23 protein-coding genes and 2 tRNA genes are annotated in these 24,668 nt (G+C 48.2%); 8 read left to right on the top strand and 17 right to left on the bottom strand.

Features of this window, described 5'->3' with window-relative positions:
* Positions 1–33: 33 nt before the first annotated feature.
* Both H6629_18350 and H6629_18345 read right to left on the bottom strand, forming a co-directional pair.
* Positions 34–690, bottom strand: coding sequence for a hypothetical protein (locus H6629_18350; protein MCB9069745.1), 657 nt, complete (start codon positions 688–690; stop codon positions 34–36).
* A 36-nt stretch (positions 691–726) separates the two neighbouring features.
* The gene (locus tag H6629_18345) at positions 727–1,992 is read right to left on the bottom strand and encodes a dicarboxylate/amino acid:cation symporter (GenBank protein ID MCB9069744.1); all 1,266 of its coding nucleotides are present in this window, start codon (positions 1,990–1,992) and stop codon (positions 727–729) included.
* Between the two features lie 282 nt (positions 1,993–2,274).
* Here H6629_18345 and H6629_18340 point away from each other — a divergent pair, with 282 nt between their 5' ends.
* The gene (locus H6629_18340; GenBank protein MCB9069743.1) at positions 2,275–2,622 is read left to right on the top strand and encodes a hypothetical protein; all 348 of its coding nucleotides are present in this window, start codon (positions 2,275–2,277) and stop codon (positions 2,620–2,622) included.
* Positions 2,623–2,655: 33 nt separating this feature from the next.
* On the opposite strand, the gene H6629_18335 is transcribed toward H6629_18340, so the two are convergent.
* The 15 genes from H6629_18335 to H6629_18265 all read right to left on the bottom strand — a co-directional run bounded on the left by H6629_18335 (position 2,656) and on the right by H6629_18265 (position 18,718).
* Positions 2,656–3,417, bottom strand: coding sequence for a tetratricopeptide repeat protein (locus H6629_18335; GenBank protein ID MCB9069742.1), 762 nt, complete (start codon positions 3,415–3,417; stop codon positions 2,656–2,658).
* Positions 3,418–3,459: 42 nt separating this feature from the next.
* Positions 3,460–5,268 carry a protein BatD gene (locus H6629_18330; protein MCB9069741.1) on the bottom strand — a complete coding sequence of 603 codons (1,809 nt, stop codon included), beginning with the start codon at positions 5,266–5,268 and terminating at the stop codon, positions 3,460–3,462.
* 58 nt (positions 5,269–5,326) lie between these two features.
* The gene (locus H6629_18325) at positions 5,327–5,893 is read right to left on the bottom strand and encodes a hypothetical protein (protein MCB9069740.1); all 567 of its coding nucleotides are present in this window, start codon (positions 5,891–5,893) and stop codon (positions 5,327–5,329) included.
* 4 nt (positions 5,894–5,897) lie between these two features.
* Positions 5,898–6,554, bottom strand: coding sequence for a tetratricopeptide repeat protein (locus tag H6629_18320; GenBank protein MCB9069739.1), 657 nt, complete (start codon positions 6,552–6,554; stop codon positions 5,898–5,900).
* A gap of 37 nt (positions 6,555–6,591) precedes the next feature.
* On the bottom strand, positions 6,592–7,644 hold the full coding sequence (locus H6629_18315; protein MCB9069738.1) for a VWA domain-containing protein: 1,053 nt from the start codon (positions 7,642–7,644) through the stop codon (positions 6,592–6,594).
* A 39-nt stretch (positions 7,645–7,683) separates the two neighbouring features.
* Positions 7,684–8,043: a four helix bundle protein gene (locus H6629_18310; protein ID MCB9069737.1), complete on the bottom strand. Its 360-nt coding sequence runs from the start codon at positions 8,041–8,043 to the stop codon at positions 7,684–7,686.
* Positions 8,044–8,115: 72 nt separating this feature from the next.
* Positions 8,116–9,105: a VWA domain-containing protein gene (locus H6629_18305; GenBank protein ID MCB9069736.1), complete on the bottom strand. Its 990-nt coding sequence runs from the start codon at positions 9,103–9,105 to the stop codon at positions 8,116–8,118.
* A 3-nt stretch (positions 9,106–9,108) separates the two neighbouring features.
* Entirely contained in the window at positions 9,109–10,113 is a 1,005-nt protein-coding gene (locus tag H6629_18300; protein MCB9069735.1) for a hypothetical protein, read from the bottom strand.
* 117 nt (positions 10,114–10,230) lie between these two features.
* Entirely contained in the window at positions 10,231–11,124 is an 894-nt protein-coding gene (locus H6629_18295; protein ID MCB9069734.1) for a DUF58 domain-containing protein, read from the bottom strand.
* Positions 11,125–11,208: 84 nt separating this feature from the next.
* Positions 11,209–12,198, bottom strand: coding sequence for a MoxR family ATPase (locus H6629_18290; protein ID MCB9069733.1), 990 nt, complete (start codon positions 12,196–12,198; stop codon positions 11,209–11,211).
* A gap of 8 nt (positions 12,199–12,206) precedes the next feature.
* Entirely contained in the window at positions 12,207–13,151 is a 945-nt protein-coding gene (locus H6629_18285) for a hypothetical protein (GenBank protein ID MCB9069732.1), read from the bottom strand.
* Between the two features lie 150 nt (positions 13,152–13,301).
* Positions 13,302–13,733: a tetratricopeptide repeat protein gene (locus H6629_18280; GenBank protein ID MCB9069731.1), complete on the bottom strand. Its 432-nt coding sequence runs from the start codon at positions 13,731–13,733 to the stop codon at positions 13,302–13,304.
* A 122-nt stretch (positions 13,734–13,855) separates the two neighbouring features.
* The gene (locus H6629_18275) at positions 13,856–15,952 is read right to left on the bottom strand and encodes a glycosyltransferase (protein MCB9069730.1); all 2,097 of its coding nucleotides are present in this window, start codon (positions 15,950–15,952) and stop codon (positions 13,856–13,858) included.
* Between the two features lie 268 nt (positions 15,953–16,220).
* Positions 16,221–16,631: a sugar transferase gene (locus H6629_18270; GenBank protein ID MCB9069729.1), complete on the bottom strand. Its 411-nt coding sequence runs from the start codon at positions 16,629–16,631 to the stop codon at positions 16,221–16,223.
* Positions 16,595–18,718 carry a hypothetical protein gene (locus H6629_18265; GenBank protein MCB9069728.1) on the bottom strand — a complete coding sequence of 708 codons (2,124 nt, stop codon included), beginning with the start codon at positions 18,716–18,718 and terminating at the stop codon, positions 16,595–16,597. The genes H6629_18270 and H6629_18265 overlap by 37 nt, the downstream gene beginning before the upstream one ends.
* 273 nt (positions 18,719–18,991) lie before the next feature.
* On the opposite strand from H6629_18265, the gene H6629_18260 reads away from it, so the two are divergent.
* The 7 genes from H6629_18260 (at position 18,992) to H6629_18230 (ending at position 24,664) form a co-directional block, all read left to right on the top strand.
* On the top strand, positions 18,992–19,729 hold the full coding sequence (locus tag H6629_18260) for an outer membrane lipoprotein-sorting protein (protein MCB9069727.1): 738 nt from the start codon (positions 18,992–18,994) through the stop codon (positions 19,727–19,729).
* A 57-nt stretch (positions 19,730–19,786) separates the two neighbouring features.
* Positions 19,787–21,010 (top strand): ABC transporter permease, encoded by a 1,224-nt coding sequence (locus tag H6629_18255; GenBank protein MCB9069726.1) that lies wholly within the window; start codon positions 19,787–19,789, stop codon positions 21,008–21,010.
* Positions 21,011–21,110: 100 nt separating this feature from the next.
* Positions 21,111–22,340: an ABC transporter permease gene (locus tag H6629_18250; GenBank protein MCB9069725.1), complete on the top strand. Its 1,230-nt coding sequence runs from the start codon at positions 21,111–21,113 to the stop codon at positions 22,338–22,340.
* Positions 22,341–22,521: 181 nt separating this feature from the next.
* On the top strand, positions 22,522–23,208 hold the full coding sequence (locus tag H6629_18245; GenBank protein MCB9069724.1) for an ABC transporter ATP-binding protein: 687 nt from the start codon (positions 22,522–22,524) through the stop codon (positions 23,206–23,208).
* Positions 23,209–23,233: 25 nt separating this feature from the next.
* Positions 23,234–24,340, top strand: a complete 1,107-nt coding sequence (locus tag H6629_18240) for a hypothetical protein (GenBank protein ID MCB9069723.1) — start codon at positions 23,234–23,236, stop codon at positions 24,338–24,340.
* 91 nt (positions 24,341–24,431) lie between these two features.
* Positions 24,432–24,524: transfer RNA gene (locus H6629_18235), tRNA-Ser, on the top strand.
* A gap of 54 nt (positions 24,525–24,578) precedes the next feature.
* A tRNA-Ser gene (locus tag H6629_18230) sits at positions 24,579–24,664 on the top strand.
* Positions 24,665–24,668 lie beyond the last annotated feature (4 nt).

The raw sequence follows: 24,668 nt of genomic DNA, 5'->3' as shown, positions 1-24,668 counted from the left end.
CCAGTTTGAAATTTTTTTGGATAATCTTCCGGATTATTCGCTGACCGTAAAGCTCGCCAATGCCCGCTGATTTAAGCCCGCTGAAATCGTTTGCCAAATCTCTGTCTCATCGTCGCCATCGTAAAATTCACTAATGGAATGTCCGCTCGCAGATGCGTTTTCGATATAAAAAATGATCAACTCCGATTTACGATCCGCATTTCCCAATGTTACATATCGCGAAAGCATAAATTCATCTTCCACAGAAAAGCCTTTTTCGGTGAGAAATGTTGCGGTTAATGCGCCTTCACGGTTTGGACTGTTGCGCAACGCGGCGGCGTTCGAATATGCAAATGTGTTTTGTTTAAATTTATGATTTCCCAATACCAACGCATTATCAAAACTGTATCGATAAATTTCATCAGTTGTCGGCAGGAATTGTTCGAATTGAAAAATAATCAGTCGGCGAATATTTTTTTGATCAGCATCTACAAATACAAATCGCTCACCAGTCGCCAAAGTATCGATTTCGAATGCGAATTTCCCGATATATTTGAATGCATTCGCAACCCGGATGTTGATTGGCGGCAGTTTTTTTGAATGAATAGTTTGACCGTCAACCCAAACGTCTTCCGGTGAATTATCCGGTTTTTCAGAATTACAGGACATCAGAAAAAAGCTGCCCAACAGCAATAAATATATTGATTTCATGATTTGTGAACCCCTTCTGCATAAAATATATGCGGTTTACGTGAGCTCGGCACCCTCTTTTCGCGCGACATATGCGGCGCAGGTGATATCCCCGGTAACATTCACTACCGTGCGGCACATATCCAGAATGCGATCGACACCCAAAATGATGGCGATGCCCTCCGCCGGAACGTTAACCATCCCCAAAACCATCACCAAAAGAGGAATAGAGCCGGACGGCACACCGGCAGACCCGACGGAAATTAACAAACTCATGATCACCACAATCGTTTGCATGCCCAGCGACAAATCCACCCCGAACACCTGCGCCAGAAACAGCACTGTCACGCCTTCAAAAATGGCGGTGCCGTTCATGTTCATCGTTGCGCCCAGCGGCAGCACAAATCCGGTAATTTTTGAGGGAATTCCAAGGTTTTTTTGCGAAACCAGAATGGTTGTCGGCAGCGTTGCGTTGCTGGAACTGGTGGAAATTGCGGTGAGCATCACCGTGCGAATTTTTTTGAAAAACTGCACCGGATTGTATTTCACAAAAACACGAATTAACACGGCAAAAGCACCAAACTGGTGCAAGGTTAATCCGAGCAAAACCGTGACCACATACATGCTCAGGGCAATCAACAGGTCAAACCCAAACCGCGATGTAACGCTGAAAATCAGCGCGGCTACGCCATACGGCGCCAGTTTCATGGCGATATCGATAATTTTTACAGTGATATCGTTGATACCTTCCAACAGCCGGATAACCGGTTGCGCGCGTTCTTTATCAATCAATGTGAGCGCGATGCCAACCATCATCGTTACGAAAATCAGCGCCAGCATATCCGGATTTGGTCGTGCGATAGCTGCAATTGGATTTCGCGGCACAAAATTCACTAACGTCTGAATGCCGAATTCATTTTTTCCGGCAGCGCTTTTCAACTCTGCAGCCTGTTCGCTGTAAGTGGTCATCATTTCTGCTTTAATGTCTTCCGACAAATAATCGCCGGGGCGAATTGTATTGACCAGCACCAAACCAATCATCACCGCAAGGGTTGTCACCAGTAAAAAATATGAAAAGGTGCGCATGCCGATTCTGCCGAGTTGCTTCAGATCGCCCATTTGCGTGACGCCCAATGCCAGGCTGGCAAAAACCAGCGGCACCACCATCATAATCAGCATGTTTAGAAATATTTTCCCCAGCGGATCGCTGAGATATTTTTGAACCGCAAACAAAAACGGGGTTCCCGGCAGGAAATTATTACACAAAACGCCGGCAACAGCACCAATTAACAACCCCAGGAATATTTTCGTATGTCGCGCCATTACGATACTTTCTGTGGAAATTTCAAAAAATGAAATCGGGAAAAAATTTAGCCCGATAGAATAAACAAGTGGATTATTACTGCTATTGGTAAATGTCTGAAAAATGTGGCGGAACTGCAAATTTTAAAACGGGTAATGGAAAAATTTGGCTTATTATCGTTCAGTTCCCATGCAGATAATCTGTCAATTATCTTTGCATAATTTCATGAAAAATAATATATTTAGCAAAGAAAAACATAACACGTTTGTAAAACAAGTTTAAGTGAATCAGAAAGCCGTTAGATGGCAACCGAGCAAATAATTCATATCGTCGATCAGTTTTATTTTCTGATACTCCTGTTTTTACTGGCGCTGACCTGGCCCGGTCTGAAAATGCCCGGATTTTTCAAATTGCTGACCTACTTTTTGATTGTAGTTATTTGCGCATTCTTTTTTGTTCGCCCGATCGATCCGTCATCGTATCAGATGTATGGGTTTTTTGCAGGTGGTTCATTTGAAGAAGGCATCAGCTATTTGTGGTATACCGGGGGAACCTGGTTTGAGGGTTTTTTTGACGGTGTGATATTCTGTTTTGTGCTGGTGATTTTCTTTCATTTTTTGAATATGCTGTATAAACATTTCAAAAAATAGTAGAGACAATTCATGAATTATCTCTACTACTTCCTAAATAACACCCAAATACTGCTGTTTTAACCAACCGCTTTTGCCATCGGGCAACGCGATTTTTACCCATTCGCCACGGGTTTCCGCCATGGTGACTTTGGCGCCTTCGTGCAGTAAAAATACGTTTGTGCTGTTCTCTTCCGGCGCGCTGAGGACGTTGACGGTTGAGGTCAGCACGATGGCTTCTTTTTGCGATTCATCCATAATATTGACTGCCAGCAAAGCGCCTGCGCAAAAGGTGAGCACCGCCGCGCTGATGATTACCATTCGAAATATCCTGCGGATAAACCCATCATTTACAAATAGATAAGCAATTCCAAAAAGCATCGATATGATATAAAATGCTGCCGTAATGCTCGTCCAGCCGGCTAAAGAAAACATCCCTTTTGTGGATTCCCACCACCGCAGGAGCACAAACGATTCCGGCATTACAATCCGGTCGCGCACTTTAAGGTTAACCAATTCGAGGTTGAATTGCAGTTCCGGGTCATCCGGATTCAATTTGCGGGCTTTCTCAAAATGGAGAACGGCATTTCCGATATCATCCATTTTGTAATAGCAATTGCCCAAATTGTAATGAATTTCGCTGCTTTCGTAACCCGTATCCAATATTTTCTGATACCACTCAACCGCCAATTCAAAATCATTTTGGCGATAGGCGGAATTACCCTGCTCAAAATAAAATTCGGCACCGCTTTGCGCGAAAAGGGCGGACGACAATAGCCATCCGGCAAAAATCAAAATGTTAGGGATTCGGTTCAATTGTGCCATCGTAAGCTTTTGTAAATACATGATTTATTCAGATTATTTTCGGAAATATTTTAACAGATTGCTCAACAAATCTGCTGCCGTATCGTAAAATTCCTGTGCGGCATCCGGTGTCGCCTGTCCCGGGGCGAATCGCCGGAAATCGGCTTCGTCGAGGCATTTCAGATAGTCATCGATCAGTGATTCGTCAACGTTGCTTTCGTGCAGCAGCGAAGCCACGTTGTCGCGCATCAAACCGGCTGCGGAGTGATTGGTTTTATCCGCCACAAATCCCAACAATGCCCGGGATACTTCACCGTAAAAGGCTTCAAATTTTTGTTGATTCATCAACGTTTTGGCAGTTCTGAGGCGTTTTTCCGCCTGTTTGGATGCCTGGCGTTTGCGGGCATATTCCACATTTGTGCTCATTTTTTCCTGATGCTGGCGATAGCCAAACGCCATTCCCAACGCGAGCAGCGGCAAAAACAACGCGCTCAAAAACCAGCCGGAAGTGTATGGCGCTGCATCAACCGATACGAGATCGGACATTTTTTCTTTGATAAAATGAATATCCCGACCGAGCAGCCGCACTTCCGATTTGGTGAAATTGCCGCTGTTCATTCCGGCGGCCAAATCGCCTTCCTGCACATCAATCAGATATTCGCGGGAACGCAAGGTGCGATATTGTTTGGTTGTCGGGTCAAAAAAGGAGATTTCCAGAGGATCAAGCGTGTATTCGCCGGGCGAACGGGGGATAATTACGTATTCCATATCGCGCGAGAAAAAGAGGCGATCGCCGCGCCGGTTGACATTATCGCTGATTTTGGGATTGAACACTTCGAACGATTCCGGGAATTTGATTTGCAAATCTTGCAGTGTTTTTAAATTGCCGGAACCACTCAATTTGATTTTGTAAGTGATTGCCTCATTTGCTTTTACGGTCGTTTTGTCGATGTCCACCGTCATGTTGAAATTGCCAACCAGCCCGCTGAAATTCTCCGGTTTTCCGTTGGTGGGCAGTTGCTGGACATCCAGTTTGATTTCGCGACTGCTCAAAATTTTGCGCGTGGTTCTGCCCAGCGGATCGTCAAAAAAATCATCAAATACCGAAAATGGATCGCGTCGCCGCCGGCGCTCCACCACATCCACCGACAGTTGCAGCGGTGTAATGTTCAAGTCACCGGATTTGGTCGGGAACAGCGCCAGCTTTTTCACTTCTGCAACGCTGTATTGCTGTCCGTTGATAACTTCCTGCGTAACCGGAATGTTTTGGGCAATCTCGTATTCTTCTACCCAAAAGCCCACGGTTTCCGGCAGCTTGATAAAATCGGGATTCCGGATCGGCACCCGGAAATACACTTTGTAACTAACGTTGATTTGATCGTTTACATAAACTTTTGTTTTTGATGGGATTGCGCGAATAAATATATCCTGGCTTTCGCCTGATTCACTCTGGTTTTGCGATTGTGCCTGTGGTGTTTCCTGCACAACGGTAATCACAATCGGCTCTGACCGATAGGTGTTGCCTTTGTGTTTTACGGAAACGGAAGGGATGGTAAATTTGCCGGTTTTTTTGGCGAGCAACGTTACGGAATAGGTTTTGCTGACATTCACGCGCCCGTTGATCATGTTAAATTGCGAAGATTGGTTGGGACCGCTGATCACCCGGAAATCGTTCAACGGTGGTAATTCAACTTCCGGCAGCGAGCGGTTCGCGCCGCTGACTTCCAGCTTAAACTGGAACGCATCGCTCAAGCCAACGGTATTTTGGCTGACGCTGGCATTCAGGTTAATTTCCTGTGCAAAGCCCGTAGATATCGCGAAAAGCAAAAATGTCAGAACGGAAAAGTATTTGTAAATTCTCAATTTAACCAACACCGATTGTTAATTTTTCAATGTTAAACTTAGTCAGGAATTCCGCAGATTACCAATCTTTCTCTACTTTCTTTTTACCGATCATGGGAATTTTTTTCAGCTTCTGGTTTTCTTTTTCTTTGGCACGCAGCGCCTGCAAAATCCGTTCGGCGTCCTCTTTGGAAATCTGGTTGGGCTGCAGCGGCTGTTGCTGCTGTTGATCCTCCGGGTTTTGCTGATCTTTCATATCTTCCGGTTTTTGCTGCTGCTCCTGCTCTTTTTCTTCGTCCTGCTGTTGCTGATCTTCCTGATTCTGCTGCTGTTCCTGCTTTTCTTTCTGTTGCTGATCCTGATTTTGCTGGTTCTGCTGATCCTGGTTTTGATCCTGCTGGTTTTGCTGATTTTGTTGCTGCTGTTGCTGCTGTTGTTGCTGTTCTTTCTGCTCTTTTAATTTGGTGAGCAACGCCTGAAGTTTGGGATTGTCCGGCTCTATTTCCAGTCCGCGCTGCACTTTGGCAATCGCGTCATCTAGTTTGCTGTCGATATACGATTGCGCGCTGCCGTGAAAATAATCGTTGGCCGTTTGTCCAAAAACCGGCAGCGAAACCGCAATGATGAATGCTAAAAACCACTTCATTTATTTAATCCCCAATATTGTTTATTTCTGCAACTTCTTTCAATCGATTGATAAACGATTGAAATGCCGCCACAGTTTCATCCGAACGCAAGCCCTTTTGCATCAGGTCGAAAGCCTCGCGATAGAGCCGCTGCGACACCAGAATTTCCGCCCGCGCTTTCAATTGTTTGGCAAATTCCGATGGCTCGATGTTGTCATTTTGCTGATTTTGATCCTGCTTTTCCTGATCTTCCTTTTCTTTCAATTTGCGTTGTGCCAGTTCCAGATTGTGTTTGGCCTGAACATCTTCCGGGTTCAGTTGCAACGCTTTTTTGTAAGATTCGATGGCTTGTTCGTATTCCTCATTTTCGAATCGGGCGTTGCCCAGATTGTAAAAAGCGTTCTGGCGAAGCTGATCATCCGGCGATGTCAGTGCTTTTTCGAAAACAGGAATCGCATTTTTGAAATCCCCTTTTTTATAGAGCGCGGCACCGTAGTTAAAATTTGCCTGCGGGTCGTCCGGCGCGCCGGCGAGGGCACTCTCAAAATTTTGTGCCGCGATTTCGTAACTGCCTTCCGAATATGCTTTTAGCCCGCTTTCCATTTTTGCGGCATCCACCTGCTGGGCGAATATGCCAACCGGTGACAGCAGCATGAATATTGTGAATATTACTTTTCTCATTATTTAAACCATTGAAAAATAGTTAGTTCGCTCAATATCAAAACCGGTTTTCCACAGCCTGTTTGCGGGCAATTGCCATCAATCGTTGGTGGCTCCGGCGTTCGCTGATAAACATTTCCAGCGCAAAAATGATCAGCGCGATCAACAAAAAAATCTGGAAACGGTCTTCAAATTGGGTGAATTCACGGGCGGAAAGCTCTTTTTTTTCCATGCCCATCATTTCTTCGTAAACCTGCGCGAGTCCGCCGCCGGCAGCGCCCATGCTCACAAATTTGCCGTTGGCGGCATCCGCAATTTTTTCCAGCGTAAGCACATCCAGTTTGGTGGTGATGGTTTGTCCGCGATTATCTTTTTTGTATCCGGTCATTTGTCCGCGCTGGTTGTATTCGGGAATCGGTGCACCGGCCGGCGAGCCAACGCCAACGGTGTAAATCAGCACACCGCTTTCGGCGGCTTCCTGCGCGACTTCCACCGGATCGTCCTCATGATCCTCACCGTCGGTGATGACGATCAGCACTTTATATTTTTGCTCCTGCGATACAAAAGATGTCATCGCCGTGCGGATCGCTTCAGATATCGATGTGCCCGGCTGCGGAATGCTGCCAACGTTGCTTTCATCGAGAAACAGCTTTGCCGCGCCGTAATCCAGCGTCAGCGGGCATTGCACAAATGCCAGGCTGGAAAACAGGATTAGTCCGACGCGATCGCCGCGCAATTCGTCGATAAAGTTCGATATTTCCTGTTTTGCGCGATCAAATCGATTGGGTGCAACATCTTCCGCGAGCATGCTTTTGGACACATCCAGCGCGATAAAAACGTCTAATCCCTCACGTTTCACTTCCTGCAATTTTGTCCCGATTTGCGGATTGGTGAGCGCCAAAACCAGCACGGAATAACCGAGCAAAAACAGCACAGCTTTCCAAACACGTTTGCGCGGACTGATGCTGCGGGTCAGTTGGGCGATCAAATGGTCATCACCGAGGCGCTGCAACAGCCGTTTCCGGTGACGCGCTGCCCAAAACAGGAACGCCATCAGCACCGGCACCAGCCAAAATAAATGAAAAAATTCAGGATTCGCGAATCGTAACATGGTTTTTCTATTTAATATTTTTAATTGTATATTTAATATTTATAAGGCTTTAGGTTTTGTAGAAGATTTTCTGGAACTTGCCAGAATCGAGCAGATTTCTTTTCCCTCTGTCAATAAATCCAACAACCGATGATCATCGAACAAATGTTCATCCCGAATAAATTCAACCCAAAAAACGGATTCATCTGCTTCCTCCAATGCAATACTTAATTTGGCGACAAATGCAGCTTTTGATTGCGCAACGCACGCTGCCCGATAGTTAGCAGCAACGGATGTCGATGATCGAATGAGCTGGTTTCCTAAATGTTTCCCCAGACCGGTTTTTGGCAGCGAAAGCGCCAATTTCACACAACGATGCGCAAAGTTCTTCGTCCGGGCTTTGAGTTGTTCCGCATTCATGCATTCGATACTTCAGTATGTATGTGATAATTCCCCAAAATATTCAATATTCAATCTAAAATATTCAATAATTTACGGCAACCGCCGTAAATACGTGTGTCGCAAAATCAACTCAATGAGCAGCAAAATCAATCCAGCCAACGCGTAATTAACGAACAACTCTGTGTATTTCGTATATTCTTTCACCTCGATTTTGGTTTTTTCCAATTCATCGATTTGTTTGTAAATATCGCGCAATTTTTGGGTGTCCGTGGCGCGGAAATATTGTCCGCCGGTAGTTTCGGCGATGCGGGTGAGCAAATCTTCATCGATTTCCACCGGAATCGGTTTGTATTGTTTGCCGAACAGCGGATGGCTGAACGGATACATCGCGGTGCCGCGAGTGCCCGCGCCAATCGTGTAAACGCGCACGCCAAACGTTTGCGCGACCTGCGCGGCGGTGATCGGGTCCACTTCGCCGGCGTTATTTTCGCCATCGGTGAGCATGATGACCACTTTGCTTTTGGCGCGACTTTCCTGCAACCGTGCAACGGCGGTTGCCAGCCCGTTGCCCATCGCGGTGCCGTCCCACGCTTCCGAGGCGACTTCCACTTTTTCGAGAATATCGGTGAGCACGCCGTAATCGAGCGTCAGCGGGCACTGGCTGAACGCTTCGCGGGCGAAAATCACCAACCCGATCGGGTCGTTGATGCGTCCGCCGATAAATTCTTCGGCAACCATTTTCGCGGCGCCGAGCCGGTTTTTTGGTTTGAAATCTTCCGCCAGCATCGATGTGCTCACATCCACCACCAGCATGATGTCGATACCTTCGGTGATCACTTCTTCCTGCTTTGCGCCGGACTGCGGTCTGGCGAACGCGACAATCAGCAATCCGAGACCGATTAACTGCAGCCAATACAAATAGTTACCTAAAATTTGGCGAATCGTTTTCGGCAGCTTTTTGATATGCCGCAAACTCGAAAAATTGACCTGCCCGTTCATCCGTTTTCGCCAATAATAAATGGCGATCAACGGGAGCAGGAGCAGCAAAAAAAGGTATTCGGGATTTGCAAATCGAAACATAATTTATGAATTGACCGTTTTTGATTCCGTTTCAGCCGGCTCGATACGCTGCATTTTCTCAACAGCAGCAAATTCCAGCCGTGTTTCCTCGATAAATTTCCGCACCAGCGCCACGGTTTTGTCCGTGTCGTCGCTGCCGGGAATAAATTTGGCAAACTTCACCAGATCGCACATGTGCAGCGCATCAATCGCATGCGTTGCCTGTTGCGATTCGATCTGGCTTTGTTCCAGCGATTCGACCAGCTCGCCGGTGGTTTCCTCCAACGCGCGAATGTAAAATCGACCCTCCACATATCGCCGCAAAATATCCGACAAAATGGAATAAAATGCTTTGTGTTTGCCGGTTTTCAGCAAATCGGATTGCAGCAGATGATCCAGTTCTTCCAACGCAATTTCGTGTGCCGGGCGAATCACCTCTTTTTTGAACAGCGCTTTCGGGCGATCGGTTTTTTTGCGGAAGAAGAAATACCACACCGCCAAACCAATCAGCAGCGCAGCCACAATTGCCCATATCCACCAACGGTTTCCGGGCAATCCGAACGGCGGACGAATGTCCTCCAATTCCGCATTCTCCGCTTCGATAACGCTTTTCACGGTGATGGTGATCGGGTCTGCATCGATAATTTGGTAATCGCCATCCGACAGCGAATCCGGCGGCAAAAACGCGACAGGGTAGGAGGGGATGATATATGTGCCGGTGTCGTAAACCGCCAGCGTGTATTCAAATTTCTGGATGATCCGGTTGCCCTCGCGACGTTCCGGCAACGGCTGAAATTCGCGAACTTCGAACGCGCCAATGTTGCTACCTTTGGCGGGATCGCGCAGTTCAACGCCCTCGCGGCGATTAATTTCCAGCGAATATTTGATCGGATCGCCAACGGTGAGCACGGTTTTATCCACGCTCGCCTTCACTTCAATCAGCGATGATTGCGCGAAAATTGCGGCGGAAAACAGCATCGCAATCGCTGCGATAAATAGTTGAAAATATGTGAGATATCTATTGTTCATTTTCACGGCCTCGTTCAAAGCTCCTGCTTTGAACGCATATTTTTCTGAGAATCTCGCGATCCAATAATTGTTGATCATTTTGTTTTCAAACCGCTTATCATAGATGCTACGCTACGATCACCGGATCCGGCGTGCGCGCATGCGGAAAAATTTGGTCAACGGTTTCACATACGATTGATGGGTGTAAATATCGATGTAATCGATACCGTTGGTTTTGAAAAAACGCGCCAGCCGGGATTTCTCTTTTTGGGCGGTATCGGCGTATTGTTTGCGGAGCGATTCGGCACCGGTATCGACGAGCATAAATTCGCCGGTTTCCAGATCCTGCATTTCAACCAGGCCAACGCCGGGAAGTTGCTCCTCCAGCGGATCGATGATATGCAACGCCACCAGATCGTGCCGTTTATTGGCGATTTGCAAATCTTTTTCGTAATCTTCCGCCACAAAATCGCTGATCAAAAACACGGTTGCGCGGCGTTTCAAAATCTGGTTCATGTATTGCAGCGCAACGGCGATGTCCGTTTTCGGCGTGCGGGGAATGTTGTCCGGATCTTCGTAAAACAGCAGTTCGCGAATGACGCGCAGCACGTGCTGGCGACCTTTTCGCGGCGGCACAAATTTTTCGATTTTATCACTAAAAATAATCAGCCCGACTTTGTCATTATTTTTGATGGCGGATGCTGCCAGCAGCGCGGAAATTTCCGTTGCGATTTCCGATTTTTGCTGACCGCGCGTGCCGAAAGCGCCGGACGCACTCACATCGAACAGCACCATCACAGTGAGTTCGCGTTCCTCGTCGAACACTTTCACGAAAGGGTGATTCATCCGGGCGGATACGTTCCAGTCGATATTGCGGACGTCGTCGCCGGCCAGATATTCGCGCACTTCCGCAAATTCCATCCCGCGACCTTTGAACACCGAGTGATATTCACCGGCGAACACCTCGTTCACCACGCCGCGAATGCTCAGCTCAATCTGCCGGACTTTTTTTAGTAACTCTTTTGTTTCCATTGATTTATGTGTTTCGATATTTTTCCGGAACGGTCGCGACCGTTCCCTACTTTATCCTTTTCCCTTTATCCTTTTTCCTTCCCGTTAGGGCACTTCCACCTGATTGAGCACTTTGCGCACCACATCTTCCGATGTCACTTCTTCGGCTTCCGCTTCAAACGTGACAATCACGCGATGGCGCAGCACATCCAGCCCGATCGCTTTCACATCCTCTGGCGTAACGTATCCGCGACGGCGCAAAAATGCGTGGGCTTTGGCAGCGCGTTTCAGGTTGATTGATGCGCGCGGCGATGCGCCGAAGGCAATCAGCGGCTTCAGATCTTTCGCGCCGTAGGCTTCCGGCTCACGAGTTGCGAAAACGATATCAATAATATAGCGCTCAATTTTTTCATCGATATACACTTCGTCCACCACTTTGCGGGCACGGAGAATATCTTTCGGGCTCACCTGTGCTGTGGGTTCGGGCGGAGCGCCGTCGCTCATCCGGCGGATGATTTCCAGCTCCTCGTCACGGGAAGGATAACCGACTTTCAGCTTCAGCATAAAACGATCCACCTGCGCTTCCGGCAGGGGATAGGTGCCTTCCTGTTCGATCGGGTTTTGGGTGGCGAGCACCAAAAACGGATTTTCCAGCGGATAAGTTTTGTCACCAATCGTCACCTGTCGTTCCTGCATCGCTTCCAATAGCGCGCTTTGCACTTTTGCGGGGGAACGGTTGATTTCGTCTGCCAAAATAAGATTGGAAAAAATGGGACCTTTATGGGTGATAAATTCGCCGTTACGCTGGTTGTAAATCAACGTGCCGAGCAAGTCTGCCGGCAGCAGATCCGGCGTAAACTGGATGCGCTGGAATTTGCAATCGATGATCCGCGCCAGCGTGTTGACAGTCAGCGTTTTTGCCAGTCCCGGCACACCTTCCAGCAGCACGTGACCGTTGCTCAGCAAGCCGATCAGCAGTCGCTCCACCATATATTTTTGCCCGACAATCACTTTGCCGACTTCTGCGGTAACTTTATCGACGAATGCACTTTCCTGATGGATTTTTTCGTTAATTGCCTGAATGTCCAATTGCATCGTTTCCCTCATTTTACTGTTTTAGCCTGTTGCGTTTGGCGATATTTTAAAAATTCTTCGACTGTCTCACATAAATTTGCAAATGTCAGCGGATCGATGTCATCCCCGCCAAATTTAATCATATCGATTTTAGTGAAAAACGGTTCCAACTTTTTTAATTCATTTGTATCTACACCATTTTGTTGCAAAAGGTTCAACCAATCCTTTGCGTTGGCTGCACCGGAAACATCCATTGTGCCGGAGAGATATTCCCGGAAAATGGAACCCAACCGCAAAAACATCTCGCGGAGATTTTTGCCTTTGGGGTCAACTTCCTGGGTAATTCGTTGTAAATATTGAGCTTCCCGTGTGAAATTTTCATTGTTTTCCGATTGCCGCGATTTCCGTTTTTGCAAAAAAATGAACAGGAAATAGCCGACCGTTGCACCAAAAATAATTAGCAGCACAATATAGATAACACCCTTTAGCCCGCCGGTGATGTCCGGCAGCGGTTCGGTAATTTTCACAAAAATGCGTTGGGAATGGAGCACGTCTGTTTCGCCGGTTTGCGAATCGCGATAGCGAACTTCCATACTTTCGATAAAGCCGTCGCCGACCGAAACCGGTTTTAACTCGAACATGATGGTTTTTGTGGAGCGCAATTGCCCGTCCGAAAGCTGGTCCTGCCGATTGGCGGAGCCGCTGCCTTCGAGCATCAGATTATCGAGTCGCGGTTGGGGGATTTGCACAATTTGATAGCGGCTGATATCGCCAACCCACGATAATTCGATGTTAAAATTAAACATCTGATTTTGAGGAATTTCATTTTTTTCGAGGTAGGTTTTCAGGACGATCGTCACCGGATTTGCCGTGCTATCCGGGGTTTGCGCCTGCAATCCGGTTAATCCCCACGATTGGCAACTCAAAAGCGCAAAAAAATATATCGTTGAAAATCGAACAGAGATTTTTTTCATTGTTGAACCGCAAAACAATTTACTCAACCAACCCATCAGTGCGCTGTGAGTATGAAACGGAATTGATATCAGATTACCGGATTCGACAGAATGCAAAAAGGGGTGAAGTTTACCTGCCACACCCCTTTTATAAATTGATAAAAAACAATGCTAATTTGATGTTTTTTGAGCCTGGGAACTATTCGTTTCGGCTGCAGTGCCGGACGATTCGCTGTCGTTCAGAAACGGCAGTTCATCCGGGTTTTTTCCGAGATGTTCCAGCTCATATTTTGCTGCAGTTACCAGTTCATTTTCCGGAAATTTCTGAATAAAATCGTTATAATAGGTTTTTGCTTTTTCCAGATCTTTCAGGTGATTGGCGTTCAGATAGCCAACCATAAACAGCGAACGTGCGGTAAACATGCCATCCGGATATTCTTTCAGCAAGCTCAAAAAACTGGCTTCAGCTTCCGTCCAGTTTTGCTGTTCCATATACTCGTTTGCTTTACCGAAATAGTCCGTTTCGCTCAATTTTTGTTTACTACACGCAAACAATAACAGCCATCCAAAAACGACGATTCCGAAAATACGTGCACCCTTCATAATTCATGTCTCCACAATGGTTGTTTGAACACACACAGCCGAATAATATATCTGCATCCTGTGGAAAAATCAAGATGAATTTTCTTGTGCAATTTTTGTGAGTTGAAGCCATCCGGCGCGAATTATTTACCCAGCAACGCCTTTACGATAATTTCCAGATCGAGCAGCAGCGACTGGTTTTTCATATAAAATAAATGATATTTTTCCACATCGTCCGGTGCGAGAATTTTGTGACGATTAATTTGCACCAATCCGGTGAGTCCGGGTTGATAGCCGAAGCTTTTCCGCGATTTCGGATTTTCACCGGGAAGCGGTTCGATGGGCGCACCGACAAACGTGAGCTCGCCGCGAAACACCGCCCACCATTTTAGCCAGCGATTCGCCAATGAATTGTCTGCGGAACTGCTGATTTTCCAATAGCTTATCCGATTCGTTTTTGAATGGCGAAGGGTATGGCGGGTGAGTTTTTTTCGCCGGAAAAAAATTCCCGGCAGCGCGATTGCCGCAGTGAACAGCAACAATATCCACGCGAGAAACACATCGAACATGCGCTTCACTGCGCGATTGAACGGCTTTCCGATGCCATAATCGATATCCAGCAGCGGATAGTCATCCAGCCGTTCGATGGACGATTTGCCGATCACCACTTCCTGATTGGATGGGGCAATTTTGTATTCGATGGCGGGCATTTCCAGCTCGCTCATTGTGCGCAAAATCTGTTCGTAACTCAGCTTTTCCGATGCGAAAATGATCTGCCGAACGCGATGGAATTTCACGATTTCCCGCAAATTGGCCATTTTGCCGAGCACCGGCACCTGTTCTGTGGAAACGCCGTTTTCAGGCGCATTTTCCGTCACCACGCCGAGCAGATCGTAGCTCAAATCGCGCAGCTCGCGAATTTTTTGATAGAGCTTGCGCACCTCATCGCCGCTGCCAACGATGATGGTCGGGCGACTGAACAAATCCTTGCCCCACGCCGCCGTATCGCCGCGATAAAAGCGTTTCAGAATAAACCGCCACAAAATCATGAACAGCGGTGAGAACATCGCGGCGATGAGCACCACCATCCGCGAATAGCCGAATTGTTTGAAAAAAAACGTGAGCGACGCCAGCAACGTAAACGTAATCACATTCGCTTTGATGATGCCCTGAATAGAAAACCGGTGGTGCGGATGCACCTCCAGATAATACACGCTGCCCCAAAAAAACACCGTGGAAATCAGGTGGATCACCCAATATTGCTCCCAAACCGCAGCCCACTGAAAGCCGTGTTTCAGCTCCATCCGCACGATGAACGAGAGCAGCACAACGATGTTCAAAATGACCGTATCCAGCACCAACGGAAAGTGCTCGCGCAAAAAATTGCGCAGATACACAACTAGTCCCCGCGCCATTATTCCGGCGATGATCAGCCATCTAAACGGCGATAATGTGCGATTTGCGTAATGTTTCTCAAAAAACTGGTAGAGCGCTTTGTTGAATGTGACCACATAATCGATGTTGTTTTTTTTGGTGCTTTCGCCTTTGTAATGAATGATTTGCGAAGTGGGCACATACCAGATTTTTTGCCCGCTCTGCCCGATACGGTGACACAAATCGATGTCTTCGCAATACATAAAAAAGCGCTCATCGAAATGCCCGATCTCATCCAGCACCGATTTTTTGATCATCATAAAAGAGCCGGAAATCGCGGGTACCGGATAGGTTTGCTCGGTGTCGAGATAGGTGAGGTGGTAGCGGGCGAAAATTTTGCTTTTCGGGAACAACTTGCTGAAGCCGATCACCTTCCAGAATGCGTCGATCGGCGTGGGAATATTGTGCCGGCAATCGATGGAAAACGAGCCGTCCGGGTTGATGATTTTGCAGGTTGCCGCGCCCGCGTCCGGCTGCTTTTCGAAAAAATCGAGCAGCGCGGTGAAGGTGTCTTCCTGCACGACCGTATCGGGATTGATGAGCACCACAAACTCGCCGCGAACCTGCGCCAACGCCAGATTGTTGGCTTTACCGAATCCCAGATTTTCGCTGCTTTCGATGATGTTCACCCCCGGAAAGCGCTGGCGGATGTGCGCCACGCTGCCGTCAATTGAAGCGTTATCCACCACAAAAATCTCGTTGGAAATGCCGGAGAGCGCCCGTTGCAGCGAGATCAGCGCCTGCTCCAGATATTCCTTCACATTATAATTGACGATGACGACGGAGATTTTTGGTGGTTGGGTCATTGTTTTTGGCTGTTAGCGGTTTTTGAAATTGGTTGAATTTGTTGGGAGATTCCTGCATTCGCAGGAATGACACCCCTAATTTTAGATTGTCACCCCTGCGAATGCAGGGGTCTCCTGATATTTTTCACAGTTTTAAAATTCAATTTGTGATTCGAATATTTAATAACATTCCATCATCATTATAAAGCCGCTTGACTCTAATAATCTATTTGCTCCTCCGTGGCTCTGTGGCAAAAACGCCGGCATCAGTTAATATCGCGAGTATGAATTACCCGATTAATTTGCCCAGCAAAATTAATAAACTGCGCAACAGAATGCGCAAATCGAGGTTGAGCGAAATATTTTCGCTGTAAAAAATATCATATTTCAGGCGTTCGCGCATGTCTGTTTGCGATGATTCGAAGCGGTATTTCATCTGCGCCAGCCCGGTGATGCCCGGGCGAACCATCAACCGGCGGTGCAACAGCCGCAATTTGCCGGAAAATTCGCGATACCAGCAGAGCGGTTCCGGTCGCGGTCCGACGAGGCTCACGTTGCCGCGCAGCAGGTTCAGCAGCATTGGCAGTTTGTAAATCTGGGTGCGGTAAAGCCATTCCCCGTATGCACTTAGCTGTTTCTCGCCGCCGCCGCGATAACCGTCGGTCAACATATCATCAGCATCGATGTGAAACAGCAGCATGTTGAACAATCGCCCCTGTTTCCCGACAATCGGAATTTTCCCGACCGGGAATCGCCCGAATTTTCGCCAGCCGATAAATGCCAGAATTGCGCCGGGAATCGCCAGAAACACAATCGCGAAAATGCCCGCAAAAAGTCGATCATCCGTTTGATGAGCCACTGCCAGAGCATCATGTTGTCCGGGAACGCCCGGACAATCGGTCCATCGTCGATGGCACCGGATCGCCCGGAAACCACCGCTTGCAACTCCGGCAGCGTTTTCACGACAATCTGCATCCGGTCGCAAATGGCGATGATGTTCAGCAAATCCTCTTTTGCGGAATCGTGCAGCGCAACGATGATTTCCTCCACCCGGTGTTCGTGAATGAGTTGCGGCAAATTGTGATATTCTTTCACCACCGGAAAACCTTCCAGCGTGTCGGTTTTCGCTTTACGATCGACCACGCCGACGATGTGGTTCAGCAAATGCGGATTGTCGCGAATATCGCGAATCACGTTGCGGGCTTTGCGATTCGTGCCGAAAACCAGCGTGTTTTTAAAGGTATATTCAAAAATGTGCAGCCGCTTTTCGATGTTGATAATCAACAATCGCATGAGGTTCACAAAACCGATCAGCGAAGCCCAATATACCGCCAGGGTAGATAGCTGCATCGTATTGAAAATATCGGTTGAGCTTTCGGCAAACAGGATATCGAAATTCAATAAAAACAATAGCATGAGCACGCCGAATGTGACCACTTTGGTAACCCGCATCGCCTTGCTGAAACGTGACACATCCCACGACATTTGATACAATCCGTTCAGCCAGAACAGGATTACCCAGATTGCCGTGAACACCAGCCACACCGGCGCGACGAGGTAATCCTGTATCGAGCGCAGCGTGAGCGGATTGACCACACCGGACTGAAACCGGAACCACCAGGTGAGATACATCGCCAGGTTGATGCTGATGATATCGCCGAAAAAAATGGCGATCTGGTGCCAGATTTTATCCACGTGAATCGGCGGACGGCGCACAGCCAACAGCGATTCGTCGATTTCATCGAAGGTGATGTATTTCCGGGTTTCCACATAGCCGAGTCGCCACGCCCAATAAATCGAAAACGCTAAAGCCAGAATAAACAACGGGATACCGGCGATTTCGCGATAAATGACCATCAGCACGCCCAGCGCCACATACAGCAGCGTGAAATAATACATCATCCAAACGGAGTCGAGGTGGGAGAGACCGAGGTTGAGCAAGCGATGGTGGATGTGTTCGCGATCCGGTTTGAACGGGTGATCGCCGCGCCCCATCCGCCGGAAAAATGAGATCAGCGTGTCGGTAACGGGCATGCCCAACATCACCAGCGACGCCAGAAAATACACCTGATGGCTATTGGCAATTTTCAACCCTTCGATGGAAAACGCCGCGAGCAGATAGCCGAGCATCAAACTGCCGACATCGCCCATAAAAATGGATGCGGGATGATAGTTGAAGCGCAAAAATCCGAGGATGCCGCCGATCAGCGAAATGGCCAGCACGATCAAAAAAACGTTGCCGATGGCGATTGCCAGCAGTAAAAATCCGCTCGCGATAATCAGGCTGATGCCGCTGGAAAGCCCGTCCAGCCCGTCCAGCAGGTTCACCGCGTTCATCAAAAAAACAATCCACGCAATCGAAAAAGGGATGCCTAGCCAGCCCAATTCCAGCAGCGTTTCGCCGGGACTGTAAAATGCCTGAATAAAACAACCGTCCGCGACCAGCAATCCGGCAGCCAGAAATTCACCCGAAAATTTTTGCCAGGCGTTCAGTCCGCGCAAATCGTCGATGAATCCGGTGATCAGAATCGCCAGCAATCCCGCCCAGAAAAAGCGGTGTTCCTGCCAGATTTCCGCCGGCAAAATATCCAGCGCAATCGCAGTGAAAAATCCGATAACGATGCCGACAAAAATGCCCAACCCGCCGAGCAACGGCTTGAAATCGGTGTGGATTTTCCGGGCGCTCGGCAATGCGCCGATTTTAAAATGAATGGCAATCCGGCGCGTACCGCCAACGGCCGCCAGCGCAGAAAAAAAAGATGTAATTAATAACACCAAGTTGGACATTTAGCGTGACTTTCCTGTCCCTTTTTCTTTCAATTTCGTTGTTAAAAAATCATTCGGTAACGCTTTATTTTTGAACAGCTTCAACGATTGCGCTGCCGTTAGCTAATTTGCATAATCTAACCTTTCACCGGGAAATCGACAACCGTTAAATGAAGTAGCGATTTGTTTGAAATCGTGTGCAATTTCGAGAGAAGTGAAGGATGGCTTGACTCTGATCCATATTAGTGGTTAGATTCTGTAAACAAACAGACAACCTCGAAAAGGTGTCATCGCATGCAAAAAATAATTCTATTGATGTGTCTGATCGCCACTTCGGTTCTGGCGCAAACTGCCGAAGAAATTATCCGCAAAGCGGAAGATGCGGTCAAAGGTGAAACTGCCCACGGCATTATCGAAATGACCGTTGTGACGCCCGATTACACCCGGGAAATGCGCATGGAAAGCTGGTGGATCGGCAACGAAAAAGCGCTGATCGTCACCGAAAAACCCCGAAAAGAAGCCGGCAACAAAACCCTGAAAATCGGGAACGAGATGTGGAATTATCTCAAAAATACCGAAACGACCATCAAAATTCCGCCGTCGATGATGCTGCAATCGTGGAACGGTTCGGATTTCACCAATGATGACCTCGTTCGCGAATCCAATTTAATTGAAGATTACGACCAACAACTGGCCGGCACGGATACGGTGCAGGGCGCAAACTGCTGGAAAGTTGAACTGTTGCCCAAACCGGATGCGCCGGTAGTTTGGGGTAAGTTGCTGTATTGGGTGAGACAGCAGGATTTTCTACCCGCGCGAGTGGAATATTTTGACGAATCCGGTGAACTGATTCGCTACCTCGATTACCGCGATTACCAACAGATGGGCGACCGCAAAATTCCCGCCAAATGGGTGATGCACAACGTCGATAAACCGGGACGTCGCACCGAAATCCGGCTCGTCGAAATGGCGTTCGATGTGAAAATACCCGACCGGATTTTCTCCTTCCGCGAACTCGAACGCGGCCGGTAGGGGGGCGGTGTGACGCGCTTAATTTATTGTAAATAAACAATTTTAACGAGATAAAAAATGCTCCTCAAACTTGCCTGGCGAAATGTTTGGCGAAACAAACGGCGGTCGGTGATCACCATTTTGGCTGTGGCGTTTGCGGCAATGCTTTGCCTCGCGATGCGCGGATTGCAAATCGGCACGTACGAGTTGAACATCATCAACAGTGTGGAGCTGTTCAGTGGCTATTTGCAAATACAGAAAAAGGGCTACCAGGAACGACCGTCGCTGCAAAAAAGCTTTCGTTTCGATGACAAACTGCGCGAACTGTGCGCACAAACCGGACACATCGTGGCGGTTACGCCGCGCGTTCTCGGCGACGGGCTGATCAGCTTTCGCGACCAGTCGCAGGGCACGGCGATCATCGCGGTTGATCCGCAAACTGAGTTGCAGGTGAGCACTATTCTCACCAAAATCAGCGCCGGCGAAATGTTCACCAAACCGGATGGCGACGATATTGTGGTGGGTTACAAGCTGCTCGACAATTTAAAAGCTGACATTGGCGACACGGTTGTGGTGCTCTCGCAGGGATTCGACGGATCGCTCGGCAACCTCAAATTCCGCATTTCCGGAACGCTAAAAACCGGCGCGCAGGAACTCGACCGAATGGCAATTGTGATGGGCATCGCCACAGCGCAGGAGTTGCTGGCGATGTATGGGCGCATTAACGCCGTTGCGATAAAACTGGACGATATCGACGCAATTCCGTCAGTGAAAAAATCGCTAAACAACGCCATTGCAGAAAATAATTTGATCGCAATGAGCTGGAACGAGATCATGCCGGAGATGGAACAGGCTATCGAACTGGACAGCATCGGCGGGATTTTATTTCTCGGCATTTTGGTGCTGATTGTGGCATTTGGCATCACCAATACTATTCTAATGTCCGTGACCGAACGTTTCCGCGAGTTTGGCGTCACGCTCGCCATCGGCATGCCGCAACTGCGATTGCTGGTGCAAGTGCTGCTGGAAACGACATTTATTATTCTGATCGGGCTGGTGCTCGGCAATTTGCTCGGGCTCGCCATCAACGCATACATGGTTGCCAATCCGATCACTTTCGGCGGCGAATTTGCGGATTTGTATGCCGAATACGGTTTTCTGCCGCAACTGAAATCGTCACTTGCGCTGTCGATTTTCATCAACATCAACCTGACCATTTTTGTCATTTCGCTGATCGCTTGCATTTATCCGCTGTTAAAAGTGTATCGCCTCGCACCGTTGAAAGGCATTCGTTACACTTAAAGGTTAAAGGGTGAAGGATAAAGGAAAAAGTAGGGGCGCGGTGTGACGCGCCAAAACATACGTTGCAAAAATTGAAATCGGAATCTGCCGGAAAAAAATAATGCTGCTAAAACTCGCATGGCGAAACATTTGGCGTAACAGCCGCCGCTCGATGATTGTGCTGGTTTCCATCATCGTCGGGATGATTTGCGTGATTTTATACGACGCGCTATCTGTTGGGGTGATACACCAGATGCTCAACAATCAGGTGGGCGCGCATGTGTCGCACATTCAGATTCACAAAAACGGATTCAACGATAACAAACTGCTCCAAAATTATTTGCCGGAGCCCGACTCCGTTGCCGCGCTGTTGGCACGCCAGCCACAGATTACCGCCTTTTCCCGCCGGGTGATCACTTACGGCATCATCAGCAGCCCGACGAGTTCATCCGGTATTTCGCTGATCGGCATCGAGCCGGAACAGGAATCGCAGGTTACGGACATCAAAAAAATGATGGTCGAAGGCAGCTATTTGGGCGATGGCAAACGGGATATTGTCGTAGGCAAAGCGTTGGCGGAAAAGCTCGATGTGGGCATCGGCGACAAAGTTGTGGCAATGGCATCGCGGATCGATGGCAGCATCGGCTCGGATGTGTTTCGCATTTCCGGACTGTTCGAAACGTTCAATTCCGAATTCGATAAAATCAGTGTTTACATCAGTTTAGCGAATGCCCAAAAAATGTTGGCGTTTGACAATCGCATTTCGGAAATAGCGATGGTGATTCACGAAATGGAGAACGCCGCTTCAGTCAAAAAAGTGCTCGCCGGCAAATTGAACGATTCGGAAAATCCGCCGCAATACGAGGTGCTCACCTTTCGCGAATTGCTGCCGCTGCTGGTGATGCAGGTGGATGTTTATCGCGAATCGATCAGCGTGTTTTACGGCATCGTCGCGCTGGCGATGCTGTTCGGCATCGTCAATACCATGCTGATGTCCGTTTTGGAACGCACCCAGGAATTTGGCGTGCTGATGGCAATGGGAATGAAAAATCGCCGCATTTTCAAAATGGTTCTGCTCGAAGCGTTTTTGCTGAGCGTGTTGGGCACGTTGGTCGGTATCGGGCTGAGTTATGTGTTTTATCTGCCATTGGCGAATTCCGGCATCGATTTGAGCGCATTTTCCGCCGGACTGGATTCGTTTGGTACCGGCAGCATCATTTATCCGGTTTACACGCTGGAAGGGCTGCTCAACGGGTTGCTGATTGTGCCCATCGCCGCGGTAATCGGCGCGGTTTATCCGGCACGCAAAGCCATGAAACTGGTGCCCATCGAAGCCATCCGGAAAGTGTAAAATGGAATCACATATTCCCATATTGCATAATTTGTTAGGGTGGCGATCTATCGTTGTTGCGATAATAAACCGGTCATTCCTGCGAAGGCAGGAATCTCCAGACATTCAGCAATAATAATCTGTCAGCGACACAAGTATCATAATTTTATCTTTATCCTTTATCCTTTAACCGAAGGTTAACATGTCCATCATTCGCACAGAAAACCTGGAAAAAACCTATCAGGACAACGGTGTTCCGGTGAAAGCCTTGCGCAGCGTTTCGATGACGATTGAGCCGGGTGAATTTACCGTGATTGCCGGTCCGTCCGGTTCCGGGAAAACCACACTGCTCAACCTCATCGGTGCACTGGATGTGCCCACCGCTGGAACCGTGATGTTGGAAAATGCGGTTCTCGCCGAGCTTTCCCGCGATCAGCTCAGCGATTTGCGGCTGCGCAAAATCGGATTCGTATTTCAGGCATATAACCTTATTCCGGTGCTTAGCGCTATTGAAAATGTCGAGTTCACGATGGTGCTCAGCGGTGTTTCCGAAAAAGATCGCACCGAACGCGCAATGAAAGTGCTCAATGAATTGGGCATCGGCGAGTTGGCGAACAAACGTCCCAACGAAATGAGCGGCGGACAGCAGCAGCGGGTGGCGGTTGCCCGCGCGATCGTCAACGATCCGGCGCTGGTGCTCGCGGACGAACCCACTGCCAACCTCGATTCCAAAACCGGTGAAGAATTGCTCGATTTGATGGAAAATATGAATCGCGAAAAGCAGATCACATTTGTGTTTTCCTCCCACGATCCGCAGGTGATCGAACGCGCTCACCGGTTGATCACATTAAAAGATGGTCAAATTGTTGAAGATAAAAAGCAGAAATAGATCGACTATCCTTTTCATTTTGCTGATGCCGTTTTCGGTTGTATTTGCGCAAACGGAATGGGATTTTAGCGGCTACATCGTCGATTTGCCGGTCTACAGCGATAACATCGAATTCGGTTTTTTTCAGAGCGACGCCCAAATTGCCAATATTTCCCGATTGCGGCTGCGCCCGACAGCGTATTTCGGGAAAAACGCCCGATTGGCGATGGAATACGAAATTTCCGGTTTGTATCATCAGCAAAATCAATTGTTTACGACATCACCCGGAAAAACGACTCGCCAGTTTTTTGACTGGCGCTGGCAGCCGGTAAATGATGAAAATGTCACCATTTCACATTTCATCGACCGGTTGTATTGGCGGCAGGATTTCCGATTCGGCAATCTCACAGTCGGACGTCAGCGGGTGGCGTGGGGGAGTGGTCGCATCTGGAATCCGACGGATTTATTTAACCCGATCAACCCCGCCGCGTTCGATAAAATTGAAAAAGACGGCGCGGATTTGCTCACCGCACAAATTTATCTCGGCAACTTTACCGATCTCACGGTGGTGCACAATCCCCAAAAATTATTGCGGAAAAACAACGCGGCTGCCAAATTTCGTACGAATTATCAAACGTATGATATTTCCATTCTCGGTGGTTATTTTGATGAGCGGATTATTTTTGGCGGCGATTTCGCCGGAAATCTGTTCACTGCCGGTTTGCGTGGTGAGTGGATTTTCTCCGCGCAAAATGATGATTTTTCGAACCATTTTGTGAAATATATTGTGGGTGTCGATTACCAGTTTTCCCGGCGAATCTATTCGCTGATCGAATATCAATTCAATGGAGAAGGCGCAACGTCGTTTGCTGGATACGATTTTGCCAGTCTCGCCGACGGGCGATTGATCAACCTAAGCCGCAATTACCTGTTTTCCCAAACGATGATTCAGTTGCACGATTTGGTCAGTAGCGGCATCGGCTGGAATGGCAATTTAAATGACGGCAGCGGATTTTTTGCGCTAACAATGAGTTACAACTATCGCCCAAATCTGGATTTGCAATGTGGCGGACAATTGTATTACGGGCAAACATTTAGCGAATATGGATTTTATCCCACCACGCTTTTTGGTCGGGTAAGTTGGTATTTTTGAGGGGGCAAAAAACCGTTTCTCATAAAATCGCAATTAATACTTGATTCCGCTATCCAAAAGGGTTATTTTTGCCGTGCAATTTTTGATCATTGGAGAGGTGGCCGAGTGGCTGAAGGCGCCCGCCTGCTAAGCGGGTATAGGGGTATTCCCCCTATCGAGGGTTCGAATCCCTCCCTCTCCGCCAAAAGACACCCGAAAGGGTGTTTTTTTGTGACGTAACAATTACATAAGCACCGTTGGAGAGGTGCCAGAGTGGTTGAATGGGGCGGTCTTGAAAACCGTTGTGCGTTCTGCGTACCGTGGGTTCGAATCCCACCCTCTCCGCAAG

The organism is Calditrichia bacterium, assembly GCA_020634975.1.
Lineage (GTDB): Bacteria > Calditrichota > Calditrichia > RBG-13-44-9 > J075 > JACKAQ01.
The sequence above is the reverse complement of the archived record's forward strand: the minus strand, read 5'-3'. Positions and strand labels throughout refer to the sequence as shown.